Origin of the sequence: Facklamia sp. P13069, from assembly GCF_050409405.1 — a bacterium.
Classification (GTDB): domain Bacteria; phylum Bacillota; class Bacilli; order Lactobacillales; family Aerococcaceae; genus Facklamia.
Genome location: NZ_JBNUPN010000037.1, coordinates 1 through 11004 on the forward strand (window position 1 = coordinate 1; position 11004 = coordinate 11004).

The 11004-nt window shown below is 36.5% G+C and carries 10 protein-coding genes and 1 other RNA gene; 1 reads left to right on the forward strand and 10 read right to left on the reverse strand.

Annotation, left to right across the window (positions count from 1 at the left end):
• Positions 1-233: 233 nt before the first annotated feature.
• Positions 234-434 carry a cold-shock protein gene (locus ACQV2T_RS08810; protein WP_428892372.1) on the forward strand — a complete coding sequence of 67 codons (201 nt, stop codon included), beginning with the start codon at positions 234-236 and terminating at the stop codon, positions 432-434.
• A gap of 265 nt (positions 435-699) precedes the next feature.
• Here the strand turns inward: ACQV2T_RS08810 and ACQV2T_RS08815 are convergent, their stop codons facing one another.
• The 10 genes from ACQV2T_RS08815 to ACQV2T_RS08860 form a co-directional block, all read right to left on the reverse strand.
• A complete protein-coding gene (locus ACQV2T_RS08815; protein WP_428892373.1) occupies positions 700-1434 on the reverse strand; it encodes a glycerophosphodiester phosphodiesterase in 735 nt (244 codons plus the stop codon).
• On the reverse strand, positions 1434-2567 hold the full coding sequence (locus ACQV2T_RS08820; protein ID WP_428873102.1) for an ABC transporter ATP-binding protein: 1134 nt from the start codon (positions 2565-2567) through the stop codon (positions 1434-1436). Before ACQV2T_RS08820 ends, ACQV2T_RS08815 begins: the two co-directional genes overlap by 1 nt.
• Before the next feature lie 13 nt (positions 2568-2580).
• Positions 2581-3453 (reverse strand): carbohydrate ABC transporter permease, encoded by an 873-nt coding sequence (locus tag ACQV2T_RS08825; protein ID WP_428873101.1) that lies wholly within the window; start codon positions 3451-3453, stop codon positions 2581-2583.
• Complete coding sequence (locus ACQV2T_RS08830; protein WP_428885081.1) at positions 3453-4337, reverse strand: carbohydrate ABC transporter permease; 885 nt, start codon at positions 4335-4337, stop codon at positions 3453-3455. The genes ACQV2T_RS08825 and ACQV2T_RS08830 overlap by 1 nt, the downstream gene beginning before the upstream one ends.
• Positions 4338-4434: 97 nt before the next feature.
• On the reverse strand, positions 4435-5751 hold the full coding sequence (locus ACQV2T_RS08835) for an ABC transporter substrate-binding protein (protein ID WP_428885080.1): 1317 nt from the start codon (positions 5749-5751) through the stop codon (positions 4435-4437).
• A 708-nt stretch (positions 5752-6459) separates the two neighbouring features.
• An RNA gene (gene ffs, locus ACQV2T_RS08840) (signal recognition particle sRNA small type) lies at positions 6460-6550 on the reverse strand.
• A gap of 117 nt (positions 6551-6667) precedes the next feature.
• Complete coding sequence (tadA, locus tag ACQV2T_RS08845) at positions 6668-7192, reverse strand: tRNA adenosine(34) deaminase TadA (RefSeq protein ID WP_428873098.1); 525 nt, start codon at positions 7190-7192, stop codon at positions 6668-6670.
• A gap of 86 nt (positions 7193-7278) precedes the next feature.
• Positions 7279-7629, reverse strand: a complete 351-nt coding sequence (locus ACQV2T_RS08850) for a hypothetical protein (protein WP_258437020.1) — start codon at positions 7627-7629, stop codon at positions 7279-7281.
• 185 nt (positions 7630-7814) lie between these two features.
• Positions 7815-10286 carry an ATP-dependent Clp protease ATP-binding subunit gene (locus ACQV2T_RS08855; RefSeq protein WP_428873097.1) on the reverse strand — a complete coding sequence of 824 codons (2472 nt, stop codon included), beginning with the start codon at positions 10284-10286 and terminating at the stop codon, positions 7815-7817.
• Between the two features lie 36 nt (positions 10287-10322).
• Positions 10323-10793: a CtsR family transcriptional regulator gene (locus ACQV2T_RS08860; RefSeq protein ID WP_428873096.1), complete on the reverse strand. Its 471-nt coding sequence runs from the start codon at positions 10791-10793 to the stop codon at positions 10323-10325.
• Positions 10794-11004 lie beyond the last annotated feature (211 nt).

The following is an 11004-nucleotide window of genomic DNA, read 5'->3' on the forward strand; positions in this document are numbered from 1 at the left end:
ATAGTGGGACATTTTGATTTGTGTTCTCTTGAGACATTATCATTTACGTTTAACATTAATTTTGATATTTTAAAATAAGTGTTGACAAGTCATCCAATAAGGAACATACTGTGTCTTGTAGTAAAGAAATAAGTTAATTAAGTCATTTTCATTCAACCATGTAAAATCTTCTTTTAAATTATTTAGTTATTGCAATACAAAGTGCTTAAGACGCACACAGGAGGATTTACATTATGAACACAGGTACAGTAAAATGGTTTAATGCAGACAAAGGTTTTGGATTTATCGAAGGTCAGGATGGAAATGACGTATTCGCACATTTCTCTAACATCCAAGGTGACGGCTTTAAATCCTTAGACGAAGGTCAAACAGTAACATATGACATAGAAGCTGGCCCACGTGGCAACCAAGCTACTAATATTGTTAAACTATAATTAACCTTATCAAAGGCATCCTTTAGTGGATGTCCCAGATTGAAGACAAACCCTGCTTGAGTTAATCTCAAATAAGGGTTTGTCTTTGTTTGGCTCTATGTCAAATAGGGTTGATGGAAGAAAAATTCTTCCTTCAACCCTATTTATTATAGAACCATTATTATACATAAAAAAGCCCTCTAAACCACTAAGAAATAGTGATTTAGAGGGCTTTGTCTACAGTCTGATTCCTTCTGTTTACCCAGAAGGAATTTTTTGCTAGAACTTAAATTAATTCTAAAGCTCTCTCAACATAGTTGGTTATAATGCGATCCACACCTGCATCAATCATCATCTGGATATGATCAGCTTCATTGACTGTGTAAGTGTTAATTTCGACTCCCTGACGATGACATTCTTCAATATCTTCTAAGTCTAAAGTCACAAAAGCAGGATGATAATGACCGACACCATGTTCCTTACAATATTTACCAGGGTTTAATTGACCCGACGCCGTTAAAAAGCCGTATTCAATTTTACTATCCCCTGCTAGGCGCATAAAATCACGCACACTGTGGTGATTAAAAGATGAAATCAAAACACGATCTTCTAATTTAAATTCCCTGATTAATTCTAAAACTTTAGCATTAAGACCCTCATAGCGAAAAATGTTAGTTTTCAACTCGATATTAACTTTAATATCTAGAGGCTGCATCCATTCAAAAAATTCGCGCAAAGTCGGAATTTGAATGTCTCTTGCGGACTTAACTTGTGTTTCTTTGAAGTTAGCATAATAGTTATACTGACGTAATTCAATTAAGGTCATATCTTTTACATAGCCACTACCTGTTGAAGTGCGATCAATCGCTTCATCATGAATGATGACTACCTCTTGGTCTTTGGTTAAATGGACATCTAACTCAATGCCTTCAATCGGAAATTTTGTCGCTTCTTTGAAAGCTAACATGGTGTTTTCAGGATATATTCCAGAATAACCGCGATGTGCAATAATTTTTACCATTATTTATCAAAATCCTCTCCCACTATTCGATTGAGTATCGACGCTTCTGTTTTCTGATCAAACAACATGATTTTATTCAAGTCCAACTGAACTTGAACTTCTTCGCCAATTTTAACAGGACGTGCCGGTGAAAAACGAGCCACCAACTCCCGACTAGAAGTAGGATGATCAAAATAAACAAAAGTGTCAGAGCCTACTTGCTCAACATTTTTAGCGATAACATTCAAACCTGAGGTGTTTAAACCCTCGGCCTTATGGTGCATGTCCTCCGGGCGAATGCCAATATAAACTTCCTGGTCTTCTACTTCAACAAGCAACTGATCTTTAACTTCTTCAGCGAGCTCAAACGATTGATCAGCAATTTTAAGGTTTACTTTCCCATCTTTAATGACTAATCTACCATTGAACATATTAATCATGGGTGACCCAATAAATTCAGCAACAAACTTATTACATGGATTATAATACAAATTGGCCGGTGTGTCATATTGTTCGATACTTCCAGCATTCATCACAGCTATTCGCGTTCCCATTGTCATGGCTTCTGTTTGGTCATGGGTAACATAAACAAAGGTCGTTCCTAATTCACGATGCAACTGGGTAATTTCAGACCGCATCGATACCCGTAATTTAGCGTCTAAGTTGGATAGAGGCTCATCTAATAGAAAAACCTTAGGATTTCGCACCATAGCTCGACCTAAAGCCACTCTTTGACGTTGTCCCCCTGATAAAGCGCCTGGTTTCTTGTCAAGTAGTTCCGTTAACTGAAGCGCTTTAGCAACTTGCTCTACGCGTAATTGACGATCCTTTTTACTGATTCCATTCATCTTCATTGAAAATCCCATATTATCACGAACATTCATATGTGGATAAAGCGCGTAAGATTGGAAAACCATGGCAATGTCACGATCTTTTGGCTGTAAGTTATTAACCCTTAAATCACCAATCCAGAGTTCTCCTTCTGAAATACTCTCTAAACCAGCAATCATACGTAAAGTTGTTGACTTGCCACAGCCAGAAGGACCTACTAATACGATGAACTCTTTATCTTCAATTTCCAAATCAATATTTTTGACTGCTTTAAAGCCATCATCATAGATTTTAGCAACTTTTCTTAAACTTAATTTCGCCATAAATATTCTCTCCTTATCCTTTCACTGCTCCGGCCGTAAGTCCCTTTACCATATTCCTTGATCCAACAATAAAAATAAGCAGACTTGGAACCATACAGATCATAACCCCTGCAACCATTAAAACCAGTGACTGTGAATCCACCGAATTCAGCATGCTAATACCTATCTGAACGGTACGATTCTGATCATTATTTGTCACTAGTAAAGGCCACATATACATATTCCATCCCGATAAGAATGATTGAACAGACATAGCTCCTAAGGTTGGTTTAATCAAAGGCATCAAAATGGTTAAAACAAATCTGAAATCTGTACAACCATCTACCTTAGCAGCTTCATACACTTCATAAGGAAAGCTCTGCAAGGCTTGAACGCATAAGAAGATATTAAAGGCTGAAATAATAAAGGGTATGATTAACACGTAGAGGGAATCATTCCAACCCCAAGATGAAATCATTAAGAATTGCGAAATAATAACGGCTTCGCCTGGAATCATCATTGTCGATAGGATCAATGCATATAACAGCCCTTTACCTTTGAAGTTCAAAAAGCGAAAGGCGAAAGCAGCTAAGACAGAAGTTATTAACTGACTAAGAGTGATGGCTACTGCAACAATCATTGAATTTCTTATATAAATTCCTATCGGTGCTATTTTAAAAACATCAAGAAAGTTAGTTAATGTAGGATTTTTAGGAAACCAAACACTTTCTGGATCGTATAACTCTCCAGAAGGTTTAACGGACATCATTAGCCCGTACAATAAAGGCGAAAGAACAATCAGTAACATAACTATATTTAAAAGCAATCGTACAATACTCCATACAGTGATTGATTCGCGTCTTTTTTTAATTTTATTGTCCTTATTTTCTTTAATAAGTTCTGCCATTATGCACTCTCCTTTCCACGGATTTTAAACATGATAATGGTCAAGATCATAACGATTAAAAATAAAACAACTGACTCGGCTGAAGCATAGCCATAGCGATAATTCATAAAGGCATTTCGATAAATATCATAAACAATCACATTCGTTGCTTGACCTGGCCCACCCTTGGTTAAAATATTTATCTGTCCAAACCCTTGGAAAGCGTTAATAACGTTGGTTACAACCACGAAAAAAAGGGTTGGCTTCAATGATGGAATGGTTATATAAATAAATTTCTTAATCCCGTTTGCCCCATCAATCGAAGCTGATTCATAAAGAGAATCGTCAATGCTGGCTAAGCCAGATGAGAAATACAAAAAATTCATCCCTGAATTCAACCAGCCGGTCAAAATACCCACAACTAATAAGGCACTGCTTGGTTGAGAGAGATAATTAATATAAGTTCCCAAAATCCGGTTCACAATCCCAACCGTTGGATTTAACATCACTTGAAAAATCATGGCCATTCCAGCAGACGCAATTGCCATTGGCATAGCGTATGAAGTTGAAAAAATTTTAATTCCTGGGAATGTTTTTTGACATAAAAGTGCTGTAATAAAGCCTAATACAACGCCCACAAAAACAACTATAACAACAAATTTAAAAGATACTAAAACACTGTTCCAAAAGCTTTCACTTGCAAAAAGTTCTGTATAATTCCCCAAACCAAGATATTCTGCATTTTGTCCTAAATTATTGGTCAAAAATAAACTCCGATAAATGGTCTGAAAAAATGGCCAGAACATAAATATAGATAAGATTGTCATCGCTGGGAGTAAATAGCCATATCCTTTTACTTTTTCCCAAGTACTTCTCTTTGGCTCGATGATTACAATTTCTTCCATCTTTCCACCTCTTCCCATCAAAAACCTTCCACATAAAAAATCGAGAGAACACCAATAATGAAGCTCCCTCGATTATCTATACATTTAATTCATTAAATTATTGGTTGGCTTGATTGTAGTTTTCAATCGCTTTATTGATTTGATCTGCCATAGCTTGTGCAGCTGATTTAGGATCTGTTTCACCATTAATAACTTTTTCAAGTTCATTTTCAAAAACTTGACGCGCTTCTTGAGCAACACCTGCTAAAGCCCCTTGATCATCTGCGGTCGAATCATGCAGCTGATCAATCGCTGTTTGGAATTGCGGGAATGCTTCTAAATTGTCTTTAAAGTTTTGCTCCTCGTGGGCCGCTAGGTTAACTGGGAAATATCCTGTATCAACATTCCATTGTGCTTGTGAGGCAGGAGATACTAAGAATTGAATAAAGTCCCAAGCTGCATCTTTTTTAGCCTCATCATCTGATTCAATCATCCAAAGAGAAGCGCCTCCAATGGATACGCCACCCTTATCTTCTGAGTCGATACCAGGATAATAAGCCGTACCAATTTCAAAACGCCCATCTACTTCAGTTAACAATTGACGTAAACTTGCAGTGGAACCAAAAGTAATAGCTGATTGCCCTGCAATAAATTCTGGATGTCCACCCTCACGACCTACGTTAGGCATAACACCCGCATCCACACCTTTTTTCCACATGGTTAAAATCTTTTCCATACCTCCATTTTCAATAAAGGCCACTGATTCAGGTGCTCCATCGCGTCCGTTAGCATGGTCAAAGATTTCTTTTTCCATTTTGTTAAACCATTGATCAATCCACCAACCATAGATTCCGATAGATGCTGGCATAGCGGCACCAGCTTCTTGTAATTTGGGTCCAATTTCAATTAAGTCTTCTAAGGTTGTTGGAACTTCTACGCCAGCTTTATCAAAAATATCTTTATTATAGTACATTAAAGGGGTCGAATTATTAAAAGGCATCGAGTGTAATCGATCCTCAATAGTGAAATAAGCCAATAAATTAGGCTCCAATAAATCTAAATCAAAATCTGTCTTATCTACATAATCTTGAATTGGAACCGTTAAACCTGAATCAATCATAAAGGTTGTTCCAACTTCAAATACTTGAACCACATCTGCACCCACTTCTGATCCTGAAGCAGAAGAACGTAATTTGGTTAATGTTTCGTCATAAGACCCTTGATACTGTGCATCAACTTCCACCGCATCTTGAGATTCATTATATTGATCTACTAGTTTTTGTAAAGCTTCTCCAACAGAGCCACCCATTCCATGCCAGAATGATAATTTAACTGGCTCTGCAGCTTGAACAGTTTGACTTAAAGGTAATACACTCGCTACTGACATTGAAGCTGATAGTAATCCCACCATCAATTTCTTAATTACTTTTTTCATGGTGCTTCCTCCTTTGTTATCGATCCTTTTAAAGTGACCGTTGACAAAAATATAGCATGCTAGTATTAACTTTAAGTAAATTCATTGTAAATATTTTGTAAATTTACATGCAATTTTTTCAGAAAATAAAAAAACACCTTTATAAGGTGGAAAATTACATTAAATCAAAAACGATTTTCAAGGCGCCTATAATACTAAATATACTAAAGGTAATTTTCCCCCATGCACCCATGTAGGTATGTCGCTTAGTTTCTTATGCAAAATACCCCTACAAACATTCGATATATCTTTATATTGATTAGCAAATTAATAAGTATTAATTTATGTATACTTAATATCTTCAACCTTTGCAACAAGTTTAAACTATATAATAATCTGTTTTTTTAATCAACATTAACTATATTATTAGCTTGTCTCTTAAAAGTAAAAAAACACTCACCATGGTATGTAATCTCAATTATATAATCTTCTAGGAGTACTCTCTTTTAGATATAGATCCCCTCAGAAGCTTATAAAATAGACGATCAAGACAAAAAGTCGCATGAGTCACTTTCACACATTTACAACAATGTGACAGCGCTTAGATTATGTGTTGTTATGATAGCTTTTGATGACCTCATAAAAATATTCAAGAATATAAGAAGTTATCTTTTTGCTACCCTTTAAGTCTAAAAAATACTGTAAAAGCCTATCTAACAAGGATTTTAAACAAAATAAAATAGGCACATGACTTCATCACTTATAGCTGCTACCTTCCGGTCCTGACTCGGTTCGTGAATCCATCATTGCCTTTTTATAGTATAGCATGAATGGCTCCTTTTGTAAAATTCATGTTTTAGAGCTAAGGTTCATCTCTTGCCTGTGTATAAAGTTGTGCATAAGTCGTCTTTTGCACAACTTTTCTGTGGATATCCTCCTATTTCGCCTTGTCTTTCTTCTTTGCTTTTTTCTTCTGTCGCAGTTGTCTAAAGAAATTAGACATCATCTGGCTACATTCTTCTTTTAAAACCCCCTCAATAACTTCCACTTGATGATTAAAGCGTTCCTCTTGTAATAAATTCATTAAGCTGCCACTGCAACCCCCTTTAGGATCTCTGGTAGCAAAAATTACTTGTTCAAGTCTCGCTAACACAGATGCTCCAGCACACATTGGACAAGGTTCTAAAGTTACATACAACTTAGCCCCTTGAAGCCGCCATGCTTGTAGCCTTTCATTAGCTTGATTTATCGCTAATATTTCAGCGTGACCTGTAGCTTGGTGCTGACTTTCTCTAACATTAAAGCCTCTTCCAATTATTTCATCATTGTATACAACGACAGCTCCAATCGGCACCTCACCAATTGCTTCAGCTTTTTTTGCTTCCTTAATTGCTTCAAGCATCCATTTTTTATGCTGGACCTGTTGATTTGAATCCAACTCTTTAAATAATAAATTCTCCATTCACTGACTCCTATTTAAATAAAAGTATTTCAAATTAAAAAGCAACCTCCATCTATAGGTTGCTTTTGACTATATATCTGTAATTATTAAAACAGATTATGCATTTTTTCACCAGCATCATCAGCTAGTTCTTTAGCACGGTTAATAATCTGAATAAAACCTTCACTCATTTGAGACTGAGTGGCCTTAGTCTTATTAGCAATACCTACTAAAGTATTTACTTCTTCATCAGAAAGGTCATTTACGATATTCACTAAATGATCGGAGCCTTTTAATTGATGCTTAACATAAGCTTTGACTTTCTCACGGTTAATCATGCCTCTTACACGTTCATTAGCATCATCATCTAAATATGCATAAAGAATAACGCCTGTAACGGCTGCAACAATTGCTGTACCAGCGATGATATTGGTCAATCTGTTCTTTTTATTTAACATAATATATTCCACCTCTTTATTAATTTCTTTTTACTTCATATAAACCTTATCACTAAACGTACAAAATAGATAGTAAAATGCTTTCAGCTTTTGATAGACTATCAATTATTATAATCAAAAAATAGTAGCTGAATAAGCTAGGCTTACTCGGCTACTATTCTAGATAAGATCATCGATTTTTCCAGCTATTTTGATCGGTTGTTAATCCGAATGGATCCTGAGCGACCACCAATTGTTATTTTATCTCCTAAAGCAATATCTCCATTCAAGAGCATCTCACTTAATTCATCTTCAATTTGTTTTTGAATAGCTCGGCGGATTGGACGCGCTCCATATTCTGGATCAAATCCTGCTTCCGCTATAATATCGATTGCTGTATCAGTTATACGCGCATTAATTTCTAATTCATCTAATCGTTTAACAATCTCATTGGTTTGAAGTTTAACAATTTCTTTAATATGTTCTTTATCCAATGAGTGAAAGACAATCGTTTCGTCGATACGGTTTAAAAATTCTGGACGGAAAGCACGTTTTAACTCTTCTAAGATACGCTTTTCCATCGCTTTAAAGTCATCAGCAAAGCTAACCGCGCTGAAGCCAACTGACTTCTCGTCGCGAAGAGCAGTAGCACCGATATTAGATGTCATGATAATAATTGTATTTCTAAAGTCGACCCGACGACCCTTACCATCTGTTAAATGACCGTCATCAAAAACCTGTAATAAGATATTAAAGACATCTGGATGCGCCTTCTCAATTTCATCTAGTAGAATCACTGAATATGGTTTTTGGCGAACTTTTTCAGTTAATTGTCCAGACTCGTCATAACCGACATATCCTGGAGGAGAACCGACTAAACGAGAAACGGCGTGTTTTTCCATATACTCAGACATATCAACACGAATCATATTATCTTGTGAACCAAACATGGAGTTAGCTAAGGTTTTGGCTAATTCTGTTTTTCCAACACCCGTCGGTCCTAAGAATAAGAAGGAGCCAATTGGTCTTTGTGGACTCTTCAAGCCTGAACGAGCACGCCGAATAGCACGCGCTACTGAAGAAACGGCTGAATCTTGTCCTATTACGCGTTCATGCAACTCAGCTTCTAAATGAACTAAACGTTTAGCTTCCGCTACATCCATTTGATAGATTGGCACACCTGTTGCCAGTGCTGTTACTTCAGCTACATGTTCAGCGGTTACTTTTGGATAACTTAATTCTTTTTGTTCATTTTTTTTCTTGGCTTTTTTGTTAGCCTTCTCAATAACTTTTTCTAAATCTTGCTCTTCTTTTCGAATATCGGCAGCTAATTCAAAATTGCGGTCGAGAATGGCTTGTTCTTTACGATTCGCTAGGTTTTTTTGTTGCAATTCTAGCTCTGCTAAATTATCAGTTTGCTTGCCTTCTTCGATTCTTACTTTAGCCGATGCTTCATCGATTAAATCAACCGCCTTATCAGGCAACTTACGCTCATTCATATAGCGTGAGGACAATTTGACTGCCGCTTCAATCGCTTCGTCACTTATCTCCACATGATGATGCTGTTCATATTTAGACCTTAGTCCAGTTATAATTTGAATAGACTCAGCTTGAGAAGGCTCTTCAATCACAATTTTAGAAAAACGACGTTCTAAGGCAGAGTCTTTTTCAATATGCTTTTGATATTCATCGAAGGTTGTAGCTCCCACTGTTTGAATTTCTCCCCTTGCTAAAGCCGGTTTAAGAATGTTGGCAGCATCAATTGCTCCTTCGGCTCCTCCAGCTCCAATAAGTGTGTGGAGTTCATCTATAAAGAGAATTACTTTACCATCTTGAGATATTTCTTCGATTATCTTCTTCATTCGTTCTTCAAATTCGCCTCGATATTTAGTTCCTGCAACTAAAGCAGCTGTATCTAACATCATTAGACGTTTCTCAGCAATTTCACTTGGTACTTTCCCTGTCACCATTGCTTGAGCCAGCCCTTCAGCAATCGCTGTTTTTCCAACGCCCGGTTCTCCTACAAGAACAGGGTTGTTTTTCGTTCTGCGAGAAATAATTTGAATCATACGACGAATTTCTTTTTCGCGACCGATAACCGGATCTAATTTACCTTCGCGTGCCAATTGTGTTAGATCTCTTGAAACTCCATCCAAAGTAGCAGTATTAGATTGAGTATTCGTGTTTTGTTGACGTCGCCCTCTTTTACTTTGACTATCTGAACGCTTCTGCTGATTAATTCCAATTTCCTCGAATATTCCTTTACGTAATTCTGCCAGATTAATTCCTATATTTTTCAATAATACCGTAGCGAGTATTTCTTCTTTCAGTAAGCCTAAAAGTAAATGCTCTGTCCCTACTTTTGGAGCGCCAAGACGTTTAGCATCACTAGAGGCATTCATTATTACTTTTTTGGCGCGTGGGGAATAAGGAATGACCACTTCACCACGTCTACCTGCTTTTAAGCTTTTTCCATGAATCATTTCTAATTCATCTACAAGCACAGCATATTCTGCCCCATAATCTCTTAAGACTTTACCGGCAATTCCATTTTCTTCACGAGCTAATCCTAACAAAATATGTTCCGTACCAACTGCTTGATGGTGGAAAACATAGGCATGCTCGGCTGCAAACATCATGGCCTGGCGTGCACTTTCTGTAAATAATTCTTCAAACATTTATTTCACCTCTATTTAATAATCCTCGACTGAGAGCTAACTAGTTAATTCATAGCGTAATTGATGGAGAAAAGTTTTTAACAACATGGCTCGAGCCACTTGATCTTGATTTGAAATCGCATGAAGGACAGATTTTTCAATCACTGATAAAATAAGTCTTCCTTCCCTTTGTGTGATTATTTCTCTTTCAATCAACGTTTCAATAATATTCACACCATTTCGATATGAAATTTGATTGCCAATTAATTCTAACATTGAAGCAACTTCATCTGCATCCGAGGTCAATTGAGTTTTTAAAATACGGATATAACCGCCGCCCCCTCGTTTACTTTCAACCAGATAACCATGCTCTTGAGTAAATCGTGTATTAATAACATAGTTGATCTGTGAAGGGACACAGTCAAATTGATCAGCAATATCGCTGCGCTTTATCTCTACATGTTCTGCGTTTTGCAAGAAGGATTTAAGATAAGCTTCAATTATATCGGACATATTTTTTCTGGACAAATTCAACCCTCCTTCAAGCTAATTTTGTTTAACATTGACTTTCTTTGACCATTATACACAATCTTTTTATTTTTGAAAAGCTATTTGTTTGGACTTGTCTCTTAATCACGATTAAGTAGTCATAGGTATAATTTCATTCAATGTTTGTGTTTTTAAGTGTCAACCGTAAATGAAAATGTCCTGAAATTTTAAAAATTTGCGGGATAAAACT

Bases quoted from the DNA above. Each gene is read 5' to 3' on its own strand.
- ACQV2T_RS08810 (WP_428892372.1), top strand. From the start codon at position 234: ATGAACACAGGTACAGTAAAATGGTTTAATGCAGACAAAGGTTTTGGA.
- ACQV2T_RS08815 (WP_428892373.1), bottom strand. From the start codon at position 1,434: ATGGTAAAAATTATTGCACATCGCGGTTATTCTGGAATATATCCTGAA.
- ACQV2T_RS08820 (WP_428873102.1), bottom strand. From the start codon at position 2,567: ATGGCGAAATTAAGTTTAAGAAAAGTTGCTAAAATCTATGATGATGGC.
- ACQV2T_RS08825 (WP_428873101.1), bottom strand. From the start codon at position 3,453: ATGGCAGAACTTATTAAAGAAAATAAGGACAATAAAATTAAAAAAAGA.
- ACQV2T_RS08830 (WP_428885081.1), bottom strand. From the start codon at position 4,337: ATGGAAGAAATTGTAATCATCGAGCCAAAGAGAAGTACTTGGGAAAAA.
- ACQV2T_RS08835 (WP_428885080.1), bottom strand. From the start codon at position 5,751: ATGAAAAAAGTAATTAAGAAATTGATGGTGGGATTACTATCAGCTTCA.
- tadA (WP_428873098.1), bottom strand. From the start codon at position 7,192: ATGGAGAATTTATTATTTAAAGAGTTGGATTCAAATCAACAGGTCCAG.
- ACQV2T_RS08850 (WP_258437020.1), bottom strand. From the start codon at position 7,629: ATGTTAAATAAAAAGAACAGATTGACCAATATCATCGCTGGTACAGCA.
- ACQV2T_RS08855 (WP_428873097.1), bottom strand. From the start codon at position 10,286: ATGTTTGAAGAATTATTTACAGAAAGTGCACGCCAGGCCATGATGTTT.